This window comes from bacterium (genome assembly GCA_028820935.1).
Lineage (GTDB): Bacteria > Actinomycetota > Acidimicrobiia > Spongiisociales > Spongiisociaceae > Spongiisocius.
This window is the reverse complement of record JAPPHZ010000047.1, coordinates 1-19212: the sequence shown is the minus strand read 5'-3', so window position 1 is coordinate 19212 and position 19212 is coordinate 1. Positions and strand designations below refer to the sequence as shown.

General features: G+C 62.9%; 8 protein-coding genes. 2 read left to right on the top strand and 6 right to left on the bottom strand.

Features of this window, described 5'->3' with window-relative positions; translation table 11 throughout:
* Positions 1-224 precede the first annotated feature (224 nt).
* From OXM57_14275 to OXM57_14255, 5 genes are all read right to left on the bottom strand, one after another.
* Positions 225-5084, bottom strand: a complete 4860-nt coding sequence (locus tag OXM57_14275; protein ID MDE0353845.1) for a hypothetical protein — start codon at positions 5082-5084, stop codon at positions 225-227.
* Positions 5085-5101: 17 nt separating this feature from the next.
* A complete protein-coding gene (locus OXM57_14270) occupies positions 5102-5746 on the bottom strand; it encodes a hypothetical protein (protein MDE0353844.1) in 645 nt (214 codons plus the stop codon).
* A gap of 115 nt (positions 5747-5861) precedes the next feature.
* Complete coding sequence (locus OXM57_14265; protein MDE0353843.1) at positions 5862-6008, bottom strand: hypothetical protein; 147 nt, start codon at positions 6006-6008, stop codon at positions 5862-5864.
* Positions 6009-6036: 28 nt separating this feature from the next.
* Positions 6037-9300 (bottom strand): adenosylcobalamin-dependent ribonucleoside-diphosphate reductase, encoded by a 3264-nt coding sequence (locus OXM57_14260; protein ID MDE0353842.1) that lies wholly within the window; start codon positions 9298-9300, stop codon positions 6037-6039.
* Between the two features lie 818 nt (positions 9301-10118).
* Positions 10119-10685 (bottom strand): HNH endonuclease family protein, encoded by a 567-nt coding sequence (locus OXM57_14255; GenBank protein ID MDE0353841.1) that lies wholly within the window; start codon positions 10683-10685, stop codon positions 10119-10121.
* Positions 10686-11554: 869 nt separating this feature from the next.
* On the opposite strand from OXM57_14255, the gene OXM57_14250 reads away from it, so the two are divergent.
* Complete coding sequence (locus OXM57_14250; GenBank protein ID MDE0353840.1) at positions 11555-11737, top strand: AlpA family phage regulatory protein; 183 nt, start codon at positions 11555-11557, stop codon at positions 11735-11737.
* Positions 11738-12411: 674 nt separating this feature from the next.
* A complete protein-coding gene (locus OXM57_14245) occupies positions 12412-17184 on the top strand; it encodes a relaxase domain-containing protein (protein MDE0353839.1) in 4773 nt (1590 codons plus the stop codon).
* Positions 17185-17906: 722 nt separating this feature from the next.
* Here the strand turns inward: OXM57_14245 and OXM57_14240 are convergent.
* Entirely contained in the window at positions 17907-18641 is a 735-nt protein-coding gene (locus OXM57_14240) for a site-specific integrase (GenBank protein ID MDE0353838.1), read from the bottom strand.
* Positions 18642-19212: the final 571 nt, after the last annotated feature.

Below are 19212 nucleotides of genomic sequence, written 5' to 3'. Positions count from 1 at the left end.
GTCTAGGAGTCGGAGCGTGGGTCGGCTTCTTCGTATTCGGGTGCGACCGCGATTACGAACCCGGCGGGATGTCGGGCGATCCGCCCTTGGTCGTCGCTTTCCAGTTCGAGTGGGGACAAGTCCACGGGCGTGTGGGTGGGGGTTTCCTTGCCCGGGGATGGGGTTTTGTCTTTGGTTGCCATGTTCTGGAGGTTCCTCCTATTCGGACTCCCGGGGTGGGGGGTTTACAGCGAAATGTGCCGGTCTGGAAGGTCCTCCTGGGGGAGTATCCGCTCTATGGGGTTGTTGGTGATGTCTTCTTCCAGGGCGGCTCTTTCGGCTTCGAGAAGGTCGAGGTCAGTACGGTCGACCGGGCTGATCGCATCCCTGAGCTTGGGCAGTTCGGAGTTGATCTCCTCCAGCTTCTTCTGGGCTGCTGCGATGAGGTCGGGGATGCGTCCGAGGGCATGGCCGATGCGTTTGTCCATCTGGACGGGTTTCTTGGTGTGAGGGTTGTGGAAGTGCCGTGACCAGTCTTTGCGGGAGATGACAAACCCCAGCCCGGTGTTGGGGTCGCCGAGTTCTATGGCGAACATGGCGCTTCGCCGGTTGTAGGGGCGGCGGGCCAGGTGAATGTCGATGTTCCCGAGGCGACCGAGGCGGCGGCGGTTGCGGGACCACATCCGGTGTTCGGTCACGGCCATGCCTCTCCACAGCCAATGGTTGGGGCCGTGGCGGGCCATGGTCTTCCAGTAGTCGGCTTCGTCGGGTGTGTTTTGCCATTCGGGGAGGGTGATGTGTTCCAGGTCGCCGGGGTCTTCGGCCAGTTCGGTCAGCATCCGGATGCGCTGTTCGGTTTTGGGGATGGCACGTTCCCAGTTTTGAATGTGCCGTCGGAGGCGTTGTTGTTGGACGACTCTGGCCTGGTGGCGGGTGGTGAGTTGGGTGATCTCGGTGTTGAGTTCGTTGAGGCGGACCGAGCGTGGGTCGCCGGTGGCCAGGGCCTTGATGGCTCCGAACACGGCTGCGTCGGATCCGGTGTCGATGTCCTCGATAATGCGGTCGCAGTTACCGGAGCGGAACTGGTCGATCAGCACCTGTTTGCGTTGGATGGTCTGCAACGAGAACGCGTCGGCGGACCCTTCGGTGAGGTAGTAGTTGATGAAGACCTGTGGGTTCTGGTTCTTGGGTCGGAGGATCCTTCCTTCCCGCTGTTCGATGTCGGCGGGTCTCCACGGGTAGTCCAAGTGGTGGAGGGCGATCATTCGGTCTTGGATGTTCATCCCGGTGCCCATCTTGGCGGTGGAACCGATCAGTACCGCCACCTCTCCGTTGCGGCATCGTTTGTTCAGGGCGCTCTTGGCGGCGGGGGTCTTGTAGTCGTGGATGAACCGTATCTTCTCCCGGGGGACGCCCGCTTTGGTCATGTGGGATGCCAGGATGTCGTAGATGGGGACGGTGGAAGCACCATCGGGTACTCCTTTGTCGCAGAACACCACCTGCAGAGCGCCCGGTTGGGCGTTGGGATCCTCTGAGCGGTATTCGACATCGGCGTATCTGTGGTAGAGGCCGGCCACCTCCTCGGCGCACTGGAGCACCTTGGACGGATTGTCTTGGGGCAAACCGACCAGGCCGAGGTGGAGGGAGGCCTTCTGAGCGTCTGTGCAGACGGCCAGCATGTTGTCGGGCTGTTCCAGGTTCTGTTGGCGGTCGTCCAAAGAGTCCATGAAACTGTTCAAATGTGGTGTGGGCGGCGCTGTGTGTATGTTGGGTTCGGCACCCACCAGGGAGGGACGGTCCAACCCGAGTTGTTCCGCCGAGCGGATGTCGGCCCGCACCGCCAGCATGGTGAACAGCTCCGGCATGTTGGTGTAGCGAGCGATCCGCTCCCGCCACTTATACCCGCGGCCGGCGGCGGTGAGTTCGCTGGCGCCCTTGCGCTGTCCGAACTGCGCCACCCAGTCGTCGAAGCGGAACAGGCCTGATTGGGCCAGCATGTCCGGCATCACATACCGTTGCATCACCGCCAGTTCGATGAGCTTGTTGGCGATGGGGGTGCCGGTGGCCACGGTGACGACCCCGTGGGACCGGTCGTAGTGGGAGCGCATCCACCGAAGCTTCATGTCCAATCCGGTGGCTTTGCCGCTTCCGCGGAAGGCGAGATCGCGGTTCATGCTGGGGATGCTGAGGTTCTTGAATTCGTGCGCTTCGTCCACGAACAGGTAGTCGACGCCGAGGTCTTCCCAATAGGCGGGTTCGCGGTTGACGTACTGGGTCTCGATGAGTTCCTGCAGTTGCGCTTCCCGCTGCTCGATGGCCTTCTGCATGCGCCTGACTGTGAGGCGGTCCCTGCCCCCATGTTCGTCTGTTTGCGCACGATACGACTGCAACGCTCCCCGCCAGTCCAACAGCTCCTCATGGAGGTATTGGGCTCTGGTTTCGGGCCGCAGCTTCAGCATGGTGAACAGGCTGTGGGATAAGATGATCCCGTCCCAGTCGCCCCAGGCGCAGCGGGCTACGAACTCTTCCCTCTCCTCGGGTCCGGGGGTTCGCCCTTCGTCGGGCATCAACAGGCGAGCGTTCGGGAACACCCTCTGGTACTCCACGGCAAAGTCAGTCACGAGGTGGTTGGGTACTACGAATGCTGCTTTGCGGATGAGACCGAGCCGTTTCGATTCCTGGGCGGCGATGGCCATGGTCATGGTCTTCCCCGCGCCGACGGAATGGCCGAGAAGGAAGTCACCAACGTCGACGATGTGCGCCGCGGCCACGGCCTGATGTTCATAGGGTTCGATCCCGGTCGCCAGGCCGGGAGGCCGTCCGATCCAGTCGGCGGGATATCGAGGCGGCACCCAGGCGTTGAACATGTCGTTGTACCGCTCCACCAGCTGATGACACCGCGTCGGGTCTTCGTCCCACATCCACTCCGCCAGGCGGTTGTTCCACTTTTCGGTCTTCTCCGAAGCGGCGGCGGTTTCCACCTCGTTGAGGACTTGGCGGCGGTTCCCGTCATCGTCGTAGACGGTGTCTTTCACCTCTATCTTGCGACCGGCCCACGCCGCGGCGACGATCTCAAGGGGCGTGCGGCGGGCTGTGCCCCAGTCCTGTCTCTCCTTGGCGCCGTGGTACAAATCCCCCGTTATCGTCCACCCGGCCGCGTCGGTGTACACAACGGCTATGTTGCCTCGGCTGTCGGGAAGGGTGGCTTCGATGAACTCTTGCACTTCGTCGGGTTTCAGCAGCGGGGTTCCGCACCCGGCATGAATGTCTCCCGACTCCAACGGCTTGGGCAGGACGGCCAGAAGGGCTTCCCGGTTGGGTTCCAGGCGGGGATCGTTGGCCTGTTCGACGGTGTTCAGTTTCGCTCGGACGTTCCCGGACAGATACCGGACCGACGGCACCCACTCTCCACCCTGGGGGTCGTAGAACGCCAGCCCCGCCAGGTCGGTCTCGTCCCAGTCGAACTCGGTGATCTGTTTCATCAGGTTGAGGTCTATGCGGCCGGTGCGACCCACAGAAGCCTTCACCGCGTCTTCGACCGTGTTGACCATTTGCGGCGCAACATCGGGATGGACGGTCCGTCGGGTAAAGATGGGCGCTCGGGTCACTTTTCCCGAGCGGGATATGTCTTCGAGGCCGAGCACCAGCCCGCAGTCGGGGTCGGTGCGGAATTCTCCGAGGTGGGCCCGGCGGCGGTTGCCGTTGGGGGTTAGGCGGGTGAGGGGTTTTCCCCCATACGCTCGACGGGCCGACCGGTAGGCAGCATCCAACCGGGACCGGAGGCGGTCCAGATGATCGTCTCCGTACCCGGCCTGCTCGGCCGCCAGCAGCGTGCGGGCCGCGTCGCGGAGGTGACACAACGCCCGCAGACGGGTTTTCACCAGTTGCGGGTTTTGGTTCCCAGGAATTCTGGGGTGGAACGTGACTGGTTTGTTGCGAGTGATCCGAACAAACCCGCGTCCGGGGGCGAAAACCGAGCCCTCCCGGTACCAGGGAGGCGGTGACCAATCCAACACCGGATCCTCCCCAGGGGCTTCCGTTGCGTCCGCGGGGGGAACGCCCAACGGCAGGTTGGCGGTTCCCGCCTCTCCGATGGCGGTGCCGACCACTTCCACCAGGGACGAAGTCTCGTCTAGCACCACTCGGACGTCCCGGGCGCCCCACATTCCCCCGAGGCGCACCGTGCCGCACACTAGGTCGGGGTTCTCCACGAACCACCCGTTCATGTGGAAGTCCCCGTCAGCGCACACCTGGGGCACCGATTCCAACCAGGCCTCCTCGAGCTCAGCTGCTTCTTCGTCGGATAGGGGTGTTTCCCGCCGTTGGAACGCCACGATGTCAGCGGTGACTGCCGTTCCGGCCTGCTCGGTGAACGCGGTGTTGGGCAGGCGCACCGCCCCGAGGAAGTGGCCCCACTTGGCGAGCTGGCGGCGCTGGTGGTCTGCTTGCGAGTCCAGGGTATGCCTGGAGGTGATAGACAGCAGCACCCCTCTCGGTTTCAGGCTCAATAAGGCCCGGTAGAGGGCGTAGTTGTGCAGCGACAACTGCCGGTTGGGATTGTGTTCGGGATCGAACGGATGCACCTCCGAGAACGGCACGTTCCCTATCGCAGCAACGAACCCCTCCCCGCGGAACTCCTCCAGGCGTTCGTTGATTACCTGGTGTCGGGGATGCAACCCGGCACAGATCGCCGCGGTGGACGGGTCCATCTCCACTCCCACAACGTTGACACCCCGGGGGGCACCGGCCATGAACACCCCGACACCGCAACCGGGTTCCAACACGCTGCCTTCGGTGATGCCCCACCGTCGGAGCAGGTCCCACATCATTTCAGCGACCTCCGGCGAGGTGTAGTGGGCGTTGAGGGTGCTGGCCTCCGCCCAACGCAACTCCTCCGGTGACAGCACGTCGGCTATGGCGGCGCCGTACCGTCGGCCGAGCTTGTGGTGAGGGTCGAAAACGGCGGGTACCGCTCCCCATCCCGACCACCTAGCGAGGATACGTTGGTCCTCGACGGTGGCGATTTTCTTCCGCCTGCGGATCAGACGCAACGCCGCCAGGTTGGCATCGATCCGGCCGATCTGTCCCGACGGTGGTCGGAACAAGTCGAGGCTCGGGTCGGCTAGTAGGGTGGGCTCGGGTAGTTCACCAACTCGCCCATCTCCGCCGGCGGCGGATCGAGCCTCCTGGCCATCCGCGCCGCCAGGTCGAACGTGAGATGCCGTCCCAGCGGTGACATCTCCCTGTCCAGAATCTGCTGCAGTTCCCGTTGCCGCTGGCGTTTCGCCGCCGTCCACCACAGCTTCACCGGGCCCATGTGCTCGATTATCTCTCTCGCCAGCATGTCGATCGGGAGGCCCTGGTAGCGGCCCCACAGGCTCTCCCCGTAAGCCACCTTGAACTCCGTCCACTCCGGATCCCACACCGGAGTCGGTTCCTCCCTGCACACCTCCACCCAGTCGGCTCGCAAGTTCGCCATCGCTACCTCCTGGGGTTCTGCCATCTGGTCCGGGTCGTCCAGATCGGTCACTCCCAGTTGCTGTCCTATCCGGATCTCCGATTCGGTCAGGATCCGCTCCAGTTTGCGGTCCAGGGTCTTGAAATGTGCTTCCTGGTCGCTGATTGTTGCCAAGTGGCGTGGACACCACATGGCCATCCACGTCCACGCCGCGGTGCCCATCTGGCCTATCCGCGCCTGGATCCCGATCGTCTCCGGTACCCGACAGCGGGCTATCTCCTGCGACGGGGGCAACGCGATGTTCACCATCTTCCTCCTCCAAACCGAACAACAACAGTTGTTCGTAAAACCAGCGACCGGAGCCACTATTCATGGTACAGCCATGCTTTCTGTAGGGTGTGAAACATTTTCGGTGGCGGCCCTTTTAGCGGTTGAGCCCGACGGTGGGTGTCGAGACGCGGATTCCCATTGCTTCTTCGGGTTGGCGGTCGGCGTCGGCCAGTTGCCGCTCGGCGTTCCGTAGCCAAGTGGCGTAGGGAGGGTCGTGAACGATGTTCCCGATGAACGTCATGGCCGGTTGCTCCTCTCTAATAGCGGGGTCAGCTGCAGCCCAGCGACGTTCCACAGTTCAGGCAGCAGTAGCAGCTGCCGTTGCGGACCGTCAGGTGGCCGCATTCGTCGCACATGGGAGCGTCGCCCATCATGTCCCCGAGGAACATTTGAGAAGCGGAAGCGGAGCCGTTCTGGCCAGCATGACGGGTCTGCACCGCCGCTATGGCCGCCCCGTCTGGGGTCGCTTCCAGGCGGAGTTGTGTGCCTGCTTCTGCCACGGCGGGGTCAGGCGGCGCCGCCAGTTCGAGCTGAGAAGTGGAACGCACCTGGCCGAGTTCTTCCCTGCCCAGGTATTCGATGCCTAAAGACCGGAAGATGTAGTCAACCATCGACGAGGCCGTCTTGATGCTGGGATGGCCCTGCACCAAGCCCCGCGGTTCGAAGGTTTGGAACAGGAACGTGTCCACGAACTCCCCCAGGGGTACGCCGTATTGAAGGCCCTTGGAGACTGCGATAGCGAAACAGGACAGGACCCCTCGCAGGGTGGTGCCCTCCTTAGCGAGGTCGATGAACAGCTCCCCGGGGGTGCCGTCCGAGTACTCGCCGGTGCGAAGGAACAGTTTGTGACCGCCTACCCGGGCCTCGTGGGTCCAACCCCGTCGGCTGGCCGACAGCACGAAGCGGGGAGGGTTTAAACCCTGGCGGCACGCCTGGGTGGGGGAGATCCCCTCGGGGAGGGGCCCGAACGCCAACCGCTGTTCGACCGCCAGTGCGTCGGCAAGTTCGGCGTCTTCCTCGCCAGGGGTGGTGGTTGTCGATGAGAGAGGCTGGGAGGCCTTGCTGCCGTCCCGGTAGAGGGCAATTGCCTTCAATCCCAGATTCCACGAGAGTGAGTAGGCGTCCCGGATATCCAAGGGGCTGACCTCGTTGGGCATGTTGATGGTCTTGGAAATGGCACCTGAGATGAACGCCTGAGCGGCGGCCATCATCCTGATGTGCCCTTCGTAGTGAATGAACCGTTGCCCATGCCGGCCGTTGCGGTTGGCGGTGTCGAACACCCCCAGATGCTCTCTCTGCAGATGCGGTGCGCCCTCGATGGCGTGCCGGCCGAACACATGGTCGTTGGCCGCTCGGATCTGCTCCGGTGTGTACCCGAGCCACCGCAGCAGATCAAAGTCGGGCTGCTCGGCCAAGTCGGGTGGGACGCCGAGGCGGCGCAAGGTGACATCGCCGACAGCCAAGACGTCGAACGCCGACCGGAGGTCGAACCCATCACCCATGTCCCCCTCCATTCTGTCCAGGTCGGTGTCAGAAAACCCGTGCGATCTCAGGCTGCAACGGTTGACATGCGGAGCCCCTTCGAGAGATCCCGTTCCGACCATGTACTCGAGGATCGCTCGCCGCTGCTCGTCGTCGTACCCGAGAGCCCGCAACCCGGGTTCCACCGCATTGTTGACGATCCTGAAGTAACCACCGCCGGCCAGTTTCTTGAACTTGACCAGCGCAAAGTCCGGTTCGACCCCGGTGGTGTCACAGTCCATCACCAATCCGACGGTCCCGCCCGGCGCGAGAACACTTACTTGGGCGTTGCGGAACCCATGCACCTCCCCCAGGGCCAAAGCCCGGTCCCAAACATCGCGGGCGGCCTGGGCCAGGTCAGGGGGGCAATACCGTCTGCTCACGCCCATCACCGTCCGGGACAGCCCCTCGTACTCCCCTGGGGGAGCGTCGTAAGCGGCGCGGCGATGGTTCCGGATCACCCGCAGCATCGCCTCCCGGTTCTCGTCGAACCTGGGAAACGGGCCCACTGCTTGGGCGATTTCCGCAGAGGTGGCGTAGGCGTGGCCGGTCAGAACCGCGGTCACCGCGCCGGCGACTGCCCTTCCCTGGGGGGAGTCGTACGGGATGCCCTGGCGCATCAACAGAGACCCGAGGTTGGTGTAACCCAGGCCGAGGGTGCGGTAGTCGTAGGAACCCCGGGCCACCTCCCGGGAAGGAAAGTGGGCCATGGCCACGGAGATCTCCAACATGATCGTCCACAGGCGAATGGTGTGCAGAAACCCGTCCACGTCGAAGGACCGAGTCTTTTCGTCGTAGAACGCCACCAGGTTCAAAGACGCCAGGTTGCAGGCCGTGTTGTCCAAAAACATGTATTCCGAACAGGGATTGGAACCCCGAATGGGGCCACCCTCAGGGCAGGTGTGCCAGTCGTTGATGGTGGTGTCGAACTGGACCCCGGGATCAGCGCAAGCCCACGCGGCGGCGGCGATGCTGTTCCACAGGTGCCCGGCCCGGACGGTCCTCACCACCCTGCCGGTGGTGCGCTCGGTTAGCCGCCACTCACCGTCGGACTCCACGGCTCGCAGGAATCGGTCGGTGACCCGCACCGAGTTGTTGGAGTTCTGCCCCGACACAGTGGCGTACGCCTCTCCGTTGAAGTCGGCAGGGAACCCGCCTTGTTCGATGAGGATCCTGGCCTTTTCCTCCTCCTCTTTCTTCCAGTTGATGAAGGCCTCAATGTCGGGATGGTCGATGTCAAGAATGACCATCTTGGCCGCGCGGCGGGTGGTGCCGCCCGATTTGATAGCTCCAGCCGCCCGGTCCCCGACCCTCAGGAACGACATGACCCCCGAGGACGTGCCGCCGCCGGACAGGCGCTCGCCTTCGGCTCGGATAGCGGAGAAATTGGAGCCGGCACCGGCACCGAACTTGAAAACGCGGGACTCCCGCAGCCACAGATCCATGATCCCTCCCGGATTGACCAGATCGTCCTCGACCTTGAGGATGAAACAGGCGTGAGGCGCCGGGTGGGAGTAGGAATCCGGGGAAGGGGCCATCTCTCCGGTCTCGGGATCGACAAACCAGAATCCCTGCGGCGGGCCGGTCAGTCCGTAGGCCCAGTTCAATCCGGTGTTAAACCACTGTGGCGAGTTCGGTGCGCCCATCTGCCTGCACAGCTGGTACCGCATCTCGTCCTCGAACGCCGCCGCGTCCCCAGCAGAGGCGAAGTATCCAAGTCTTTCACCCCACCGTCGCCACGTTCCGGCGAGCCGGTCAAACACCTGCCGGGCAGACCGTTCCGAATCCAGATGGTCGCCGTCGGTCGGAACACCCGCCTTCCGGAAGTATTTGGAGACGATGATGTCCGATGCCACCCTCGACCAACCGGCAGGCACCTCCGCGCCTTCCATCTCGAACACCACCGAACCGTCCGGGTTGGTGATGCGAGCGTCCCGCCGCTGCCACGTCACCCCACTGTACGGATCCTCACCGGCAGTGGTGTACCGCCGATCAATCTTCAAACCATTCACACCAACCAAACCTGGCCTCCCTTCCGTTCCTCCCAATTCACCACGATGTGTGTCCACCGTCTGGGCCGTCGCCATACCTCCCACATTCCCAGCGGTCGGAGCGACATGCGCCGTTGGCGACAGTTCACCCAGAGGGTTGCAGCCCACACTGGCCGCTGGCAGAGTACCGCCCGGTCCATTGGGGAGACAATCACAGCCCTGCCGCCAGACCGAATCGCACAGGCCCGGCCCCACGACGGCCGCCATCTCGGTGAAGGCTCGTTTCGCTTCCAAATACCGGAACTCGGCGGCGGCATGGTCGTCCTCGGCGGACCAGATCACTTCCAACAATTCCCTGGGCGCGTCGTCCAAGTCCCCCAGGGACATCGCCGTCTCGTATGCGACATCCCTAGCGGCTTCGGTGCGCACCAGTTCCCGACGGGCCGCTCGAACATTCCGAGCGCATTCGCCAGCATCAGTCAGCGGCCCCTGCATCCCTCGACCCGGAAGCCGATCCGTCCCTGTGGTGAACATGTCATCGCTCCTCTCAAATGGGAAACCCTTGGGTACACCATGCCATTCGCTCATCGGCGAACGTTCGCAAAGCGTTCGTTTCCCTTGCGAACGGTCCACGAACGCTTCAAAACACCCACCCTGGCCCCAGTGGCGGGGCCCAGAATCCCTGTTTCCTGCGCATTCTGAGAGGTTGGAGGCATCCCACGAGGGTGCGTGAGTAACACTGCCAGGACGTCAGAAGGGTCTCCTCCGGGGCTCCTAGCTGTTGTTTTGCGACGGGATCGGGAGTTTCATCCGACCGACCGACGGCGAGATTCGCCGGGTCAGGGCAACGCCACCAGCCAACCCGTGCACGGACCTCCGAACAGTTGCTTGAGGGTCGCAAGTTCGGAGGCGTCCACAGACAGATCCCACCGGACCTTGGCCTCCACCCAAGCCACCGCATAGGGACAGATTGCTTCCTCAACCGGCGGCAACCACTCCGATGGATCGTCCGCGCCCTTGGTCCGGTTCGACACGGCCGAGACCGCCAACAATGATCTCTCATCGTTGGCGAAAAGTTCCCGCCGCCCCGAGTCCCACCTCCACGCACCGGAACGCCAGGCCTCAGCCAACGGAACCAAGTGATCAATGTCCACGTGGGCGGCGTCGGTCAGGACCAGCCCGTCATAGGGCGACCCCCATCGGCCAGACACCACCCAGCATGGCCGGTCAGCCGCCATCACCAAGTAGTCCGGTGCCGAGTCCCGGATCAGAACCTCCCGCCGCGTGTCACACCCATCACCGTCGAGATCCGACCAGTGGGAGAAAAGCCCCCGATCGTACCCCTCCCACCGCTCCTCTTCGACCCGCAAGCTGGCCACAAGCTCCTCCGTCGGCGACTCGGACACCAGCCGATTCTCCCCGGACGCCACTGCCGTGGAGGATGTCGGAACGGCCCAAACGGGTTCCTCCCCCCACTCGGCCGGAGTCTCCACTCCCGTCGAATCGCCTCCGCAAGCCACTGCCACCAAAAACAACAGCCACCAACCAACCCTCATACCCAAGCACGCTACCGGCCACCTGTGACACCGCCGATCCCTCACCATAGGAGGGCGGGTCGCACGGACAATAGCTCCCGCTCCACCTGAGCTGCTTCACAACCAACGACGAGAATTGGGAGAGGCCCGAAAGAAGACAACCGGTTTGCGGGGACAGTTGTGCGGTAGGCGTGGTAGGCCCGACAATGTGTGAACGGACTCGGTGATCGGCTCGGAACTCAGCCTGCGTTGAGCGTTGGCGATCCGTTGGCGGATCCACGGTGATCGAATAGCCCATACCAGCGGTAACCAGAGAACTTCCAGAGAGATCGAAAAAGGACCGAAGACCTCAACCACACGTTTGCACTAAAGCAGTGCCCACAACGGAATTCGGGTGGGCAAACACCAGCATTCCAGGGTGGCGCAGGCCAGTGTGAGGTGGATTCGGGGGACCTTCTGCAAAAGCGTTCGCAGCATACTCACACGACTCCTCACCAAGGAGACTCCCAGCGAACGGTCTGCGAACGCTTGCCGCCACAATTGGCGTTTCCCCAGGTCAGACACCACACGAACGTTGCGAACGCTTATACGAACGGTTTGCGAACGCGTGTTCTGGGCGTGGTTTCATAGTGGAGGGCATGAAACACAGTACATCGCTTTCCGAACATCCCCGGGGATGGGCCATCCCTCCCCACCTTGAACCTGGCCCTCCCGCCGAAGGGTTACCTCAGGTGCTGCGCATGCCTACAGTCGTGGCTGTTACAGGTCTGTCTCGTACGACTCTGTGGCGTCTGCGCCAGAACGGACAGTTCCCGAACCCTGTCCGTTTGGGCGGGAGCACATCCCGGGCTGTTGGTTGGCTAAGAAGCGACATCGAGGCATGGATCCACACCAGACCCGCAGCCCAACCAAACGGTGGCTAAACCTGAGAACCAATTCCCAGGGAGGAAAAGTAAACCCAGTGTCGCTGCGATGTGCAGGACGACCTCGGTTCCTTGTAGGGCTGTGGGGGGCGTGCTCTCCCCTCCTTGCCGTGGCTGCCATGTCGGCCCTGCCAGACAGCACAAGAATACCCCCCTCCCAACATTTGTCGGTCCCATGCTGTGTTCCGTTACCGCGGCTTGTCCGTAGTTGCAGATCACCTCACCGGGACGTTGTTGTAGGGTCTTGAGGTGGCTACGGGACGCATAGCCGCCTCAATCGCTTGAACAGCTTCGCGGTACCCGCTGCCGGGGTCGGGTGTGCGACCATGGATATCTCACCAGCCGCGGCGCAAGTCAAAGAGCGGTCGCCGCCATGTTGGGGTGTCTCTTTTCTGCCGATCCTGCTCACAGTGGCATCCGTCCGGCGCTCCAAGTGGAGGCATCCTTCGGTGTCCCTTTCGACTCTCCAAGGGAGAACCTGGAGCATGCTCGCCTGCCTCGAGGGCAAGGCCAGCCCCCCGGATTCCTAGACCAAGTCCCGCATTGCGGGCATTCCTCCCCCGACCCGTGGGCGGCTCTCCTCCCCCGCCGTAGACGTTCGCGCAAACGTTCGGTGCCCTAACGAACGGTTTGCGAACGCTCTGACCCGATCCTTCATTCATGCTGAAGGTCTTATGCTGTCGATCGGGAAGAAAAGCGTCGCTCATGCCGCCTATTACACAGCAGGCCGGGCGGTGGGTTCGGCGGGGTACTACACGGACGGTGGAGATACCCCGGGCCGGTGGGTAAACGCCGGTGGGCTGACTGTCGCCGCAGGCGCCGTCGTAACACATCAAGCCCTACAAGCCTCTCTCAGCGCCGTTGAACCAAACACCGGCGAGCAACTCGGGCGTCGCTTCACCGTGCAAGGCACCTTCGTGGACCAACTCGGGATCCGCCGCGAGCGGCGCCCCTGCGCGGCCTTCGACCTGACCTTCTCACCCCCGAAAAGTATCAGCGTCGCCTGGGCCTTATCCGATCCCCACACCCGAGCACACATCGAGGCCGCGTTCGACACCGGCGTCCACGCATTAGTGGACTACATGCAAACCTGGGCAGTCGCCTCCCGCAAGGGCGCGGGCGGGACAGAAAGAGTTGAGGTCCCGCAAGGAGCACCGGTAGCGCGGTTCGATCATCGGACCAGTCGATCAGGAGACCCCCAGCTGCACAGCCACTTGCTGTTCCACAACAGGGTCCTCTGCGAAGACGGGAAATGGCGCACCTTGGACGGGCGGCTGATCTACCGCCATCTCATGCCCGCCAGCCTGTACGGCGCAGCGGTGCTCCGCACCGAACTCTCCCGACGTCTGGGATGGTCCTGGGATCGGGTCGGTGACAACCTGCACGCCGAGATCGCAGGCAACCCCGCGGAACTGTCCGAATACTGGTCCCACCGATCCCGAGAGATAGCCCGAGAAGCCCAACGCCGCGTCCGCAAATTCGAGAAACAACGCCAAAGGGCCGCCACGGTGGAAGAACGTTTGGAACTGTGGAACGCAGCCACAATCGCCTCCCGAGCGACCAAACGCTACGGGGTAGGTGAAGACCCCCACACGGGGTGGCGCACCGAAGCCGCAGCGCTCGGGGTAGAACCCGAACAGCAACTGTCCCTATACCGCACAGCCCAACGTCTCCCGCCCGACCGCTACGACCGGCCCGAAGTGATCGTCACCGACCAAATAGAACTCTCCACCCAAGTAATCGACCACATCCTGGCCACCGCAGAGCAACAAGCAAACAGGCTCACCGACATAGACCTGAAAAAAACCATCTACACCGTGATCACCGCCGGACCCGTATCCGCCCGGTTGGACAACACCACGTCTTCGGTAGAAGCCGTGGAACGTCTTGCCGATATCCTGCTCCGCCTGGTCCAGGACAGGCTCATCAAGCAAAAAGACCGCTGGTACTCCCCAGGAATGGTCGCCGCCGAAGTTGCAATTGTCGCCTGGATGCAATCCATCCACCCCTCCGCCACTACCAGCGAGAACGACTCGACACCGCAAGAGCGCGAACCGGACAAATCCGACACCCCTGCCAGAACGCTCCTCGATCAAACGGACCTGGCGAACCTGGGCAGCGACCAGGCGGCCGCGGTCACCACCCTCCTCACCGCCCACACCAACGGCGCGATAGTCGTCGGCCCGGCAGGATCGGGCAAAACCGTCATGCTGCAACGCGTCGCCGAAGCGGTGGGCCACGAAAAAGTCGTAGCCGTCGCTCCCACCGCCGTGGCCGCAGCTACCCTCGGGAACAGCCTCGGGGTCCCCTCCGACACCCTAGCCCGGATCGTCACCCAGCACCAGCCCCTCCCACACCGGGCCTGGGTGATCGTCGACGAAGCCGGCATGGTCAGCACTCGCGACCTGGCAGCGCTCTGCGGCAAAGCCGCCGCCACCCAGGGCAAGGTAATCCTGGTCGGAGACCCTGCCCAGCAAAACGCCATCGCAGCCGGTGGAATGTTCACCGCCCTCGCCAAATCGGGCACCACCCCTTCGGTCACCCTCTCCGAACTCTGGCGATTCCAAGAACGCTCCGAAGCCCTCGCCACCATCAAAATCCGGTTGGGCGACATATCCGGCCTGTCCTATCACATCAAACGACACCGCGTCCAAGAAGCCACCCACCCCGAAGTAGCCGGACTCGCCGGCGACTGGTGGCAACCCCGTAGGGAACAACACACCGTCATCTCCGCTCAAACCTCCACGCTCATGCACGAAATCAACAGCGAAATCGCCCGCCGACGCCACGCCCTAGGTGAAACCGGCGACACCATCCAAGGAACCGGCGTCAACACCATCCGTGTCGGTGACATCATCCTCACCCGCCGCAACTCCCGCCACCTGGTAGACAGCAACGGCGAGTGGGTCCGCAACGGCGACCGGTGGACAGTCCGCTCCGCCCACCGCGGCCGACTCACCGTACAACGCTACGACAACGACAGCCAAGCCCTCCTGCGGATTCCCGAAGAATACGCACTCAAACATGTCCAACTCGGTTACAGCATCACCCAAACCCGAGCGCAATCCCTCTCCGTAGACGCCGCCATGACCGTGATCACGTCTAACTCTCGCCTCAACCAACTGTACGTGGGTCTCACCCGCGGCAAGATCGAAAACCACTTGGTGGTAGTCACCGACCAACCCGACTATGACGAAGACACGCCCCCTCCCCAGCTCCCCCGCGAAGAAGTCCTGCAAACCGTGTTCAGCCGCCGCGGCGGATGGGAAACCATCACCGACGCCCACTCCACCCTTCCCGCCCAAGAAGCCAGCGAGCACCTGCAAACCATCACCAACACCTCCCACGACCAACCCCTTCCCCACCTCGACGGTCTGGACGTGCCCCACATGCTAACCCAAGCCACCACCCACCAGACCACCCGCCAATTCGAAGAACGGATCGTCGAAGAAATCGCCGAATGGGCTGCCGACTACGACGACATGACCTACGACGAACAAGCCCACGACGAAGAACAGGCCGCCTGGGATCGGCGATTCCTCGACTACCTCGCCAGCCTCGGTGACCAAGACTTCACCCCGGAAGGCTGGGATACCTACCAGACCGAGACCACCGAACGGCCAGCACCCCCGCTCTTGGACCCGTGGCAACACTTCGCTCCGGGGGCCGCGCAGGCGTCCCAGATCATTAAGGACGCGCTTCCCCATCCGCCGCGGATCTACAGCGATGCCGTCACAGACGCCATCTCGGCCCTTCTGGTTGGATGCGAGCAGGCGCACCGCACCTGGAATCGCCAGCAAATCTCCCGCCACCTGGCGATAATGGCCCGAGTAGCCGATCCCGGCCTGCGCCGCGCCATCGAAGCAGGGTTCCACACCGGCACCCTGACCGAGCCCGAACGTCGCTGGGCCGACGCGGTCAGAACACAGGCTCTCCACCAGCGGGCTGTCAGAACCCGGCCCCTTCTGGACGAACTCGACCACCTCAGAGAAACCCAAGCCGTCGAAACCACCACAACTTTCGGCGCTCCAGAAAAAGCCAAAGTCATCCAAGACACCGACCGGCATCAATGGTGGACACACTGTCAGGAATGGTTGGAGAACAACGAACACCCCCGAGAGCTTGTGGAGCGATGGCACCAGGCCAACCATCACCTGAAGGCCTCCCTGACCAGCCACTCCACCACCCTCATCATCGAGCCCCTCTCCCAACCACCATGGCAGTCCTTAATCGCCGCCCAGCCCCCCGAACCCGGCCGCTGCCCAACCGCACCACTCACCGGCCTTTCAGCAGCTACCCAGACCCGCCACGACGCCGCCGTCGCTACGCTGTCCGATTTGCGACGCGCAGCCGCCCGCGGTCGCCTCCCCGACCGGCCAACGCCTCCATCCGCAAAAGACCTAAAGAAGGCCTGCGACGCCGCCGCCGACTGGTACCACAAACAACTTCTCTATTCTCCCCACGCCGAACCCGCTCGACGGTACCTCATCGAACGCGGGCTAACTCCCAACGACTGGAAGACCTGGAAACTCGGATGGGGAGGCAACGCCTGGCGTGGCGCCTGCGGTCCCATAGGCAACGACCAACTCGCCCTCCACACAGGCATAGCCGCCACCAGCAGCAAAGGCACCATCTATGACCGGATGCGGGAACGCATCGTCTTCCCCATCCGCAACCCTGCAGGAGAGACCATCGCCTTTGCAGGAAGGGCCATCACCGACCAAGGACCCAAATACCTGAACACTCCCCGAACCGACCTCTACCACAAGAGCGAAGTCCTATACGGCCTCGACCGCATCGCCGACCGTATCGACACCAACGGCCAAGCAATCATGGTCGAGGGGTACCTCGACGTGATCGCCGCACAGAAGGCCGACCTTCCGGCAGTCGCCCCCTGCGGCACCGCCGCCACCGGCGATCACCTTAACCAACTCGAAGCAGCCGGCTGTCAACACCTGACAGTCTGCTTCGACGGAGACCAGGCAGGGACCAGCTCGGCCCTCAACAACGTTGCCCTTCCCGCGTTCCGCCAAGCTCTGTCCGTATCCATCGCGCAACTACCCCAAGGTACTGACCCGGCCAGCGTCACACCCGAGGAACTGCGTCAAGCGATCACCGATGCCAAATCCCTGCCCTGGGCGACCATCGCCAACGCCCTACAGCAGGCAATCGACTACGAACGTGGCGGATGGCAACCCATCGAAAGCACCCTCCGCGTCAGCAGAACAGTCCAAGAAAGCCTCCCACTCGACCAGAACGTCCCCTGGACACACCCAGACAACACCTTCCCCCACCTCACCAACCTGGTCACCGCCCACCTGCTCAGTACTCTCCTCGGCACCGACACCGACATCTTCCTGATCGAACAGCACCGCTACCACACAACCCAACCCAAAAGACAACAACCAGTCCCAACACATGGACGGGCCCACGTTCGCACCCTCTGATCCAATACCAGCCCCTCCTCAATACCGCAGTGAGCACACCACAAGCGGCTCCGAAAAAGCATCCCCAAAAAGACCAGGAATCCTGTCCCCACAAGGACAGAGTCCCCTCACGTCTTTACCCTGTTGTTTGCCTCTTGCCATTAAACGTCAGCCACTGACGGTTGTCGCCCTCCTCCCCTAAGTTGCCACCATCACAAAAGCGACTGCCAACGCGGTTGCGGTTCCTGCGCCAATGTGGCGTTGTCATTCCTGTTAGTCGGCACTGGAACCACGACACCCGCCCAGCCATCGCACCCCCTTTTGAGTTTCGACGACATTGATGCTGAATAGGGAGGACCGTTCCATGCAGAGTGCCCCAGTTCCTCATTTCCTGAACATCAAGGCGTTCCGGATGGAAACTCCCCCCTCCCCAGAGCCTCCATCCCTTTAGTTGGGATCGTGTTCGGGTGATTGGGTTTGAGTGCCCCAGTAGTTACTCAGGGATGTGTGTTTAGCAGACCGAGTTGCCGGTAGCATTGTGCCACAGCATTGTTGGCCGCCGCCTGATTCCGCGTGTATCGGGCGGGCATGGTTGGGTTGGTCCAGCGTCCCGCGGTCATCAACTGGGCCAGAGTGGCGCCCTGGGCAGCCTGGTCTTGCGCCATGCCTATCCGGCAACTGTGACCGCTGTACCCCGGGCCGAGACCAGCTCTCTTGGCGATTGCTTTAATCCGCGTGGAGAGTTAGGAGCCACTCAGTCCGAACACCGCCTGATGAGGCTGGGCAACTGCGGGCCTCATCCGCTCCAGGGCCGCCACGGTGGACGGTGCCAGGTACATCACGGCGCCTTTGCCCTCCGGGTCTGTTTTGCTGTGACGGATGGTCAACCGCCCCGACCCGTCCTCCACCCGGACAATGGCACCCCAGATCAGGTTGGCGGCTTCGCTCCGCCGCAGCAGCCCGTCACGCATCACCTGAACAAGCGCCAAATCCCTGAGCACGATACGGCTAGGCAAAGCCCCTCCGGATGGGTCGAAGTGAGCCAGGATCCGCTGGAGGTCCCCGCCGTTAAGTCCCTTTACCTGCGAGGGACGACGGCCCTGTCTGGCGGCTTCCCGGGCTAAACCCGACAGCACCCGACGGACCAGTTCAGTGGCCGTTGGATCCTCGAAGCCGGCTTCTCGGTGAGCAGCAGCGATGGCGGCTCTGGCCACTTGCATTGTGCTGATCGACTTGCCCTCGTCGGCCAGGCTGGTCAGCCATTCGGCCACCGCCGCGGGATGTGCCGGCCGCGTCGGAACTCCTCGCTTTTCCGCGTGGCTGGCCCACGCAGAGAGATACCTCCGATAAGCAGCCTCAGTGTTGGGAGATCGGCTCTTGCGCGCTACATCCAGCACCCTCTCCCAGTCCTTGGCCGGCAGACGGACATCGGAGGGGGAAATGCTGGTCGGGAGATGGTCCGGCGTCCTACTGTTCATGGCCTTCCTTTCCACGGTAGATCAACAGACAGGTCCTGCTTCGAAGCCACAATGGAAAGCCTGAGGCCTTCGACCAGCGACGACGGCGAACCCGCGCGTAGATGATTGGAGAGCAAGATCCAAAACCTGCCGCACGCCTCTGGTCCGCTTACGATTTGGAGGAGCAGGGCAGGAAACGCTCACCCGCTGCGTTCGCGTGGATTGCTAACCGACGGCACCATTCCCAATGCTGGGGGAGCCGCACCCGGTCCGCTTCGAGGACCTAGAGGTTTCGAACGGTCCGGACCGGTTGGTGATCCTCTCCGCGACGCCCATAGTGACGACCGGACTGCCTATTCCCCTTCCCCGCTCCCTAGACGGCTCCCGGGAGGTACCAAGTGCATCCCACTTCTCGGCGTCCCCACCTCCTCCCCAAATTTGGATAAGTTCGTCCTAGCTTGGCAAGGTAGCTTTTTCGGCCCACGGCAGGAAAGTGTCCACATTGGTTGACGGTATGTAAAGCTACGCCTTGTGTGCCGCAGTATGTAAACTTATGTTTGCTTCTTTGAGCCGTTTCCGACGGCAGACAGCA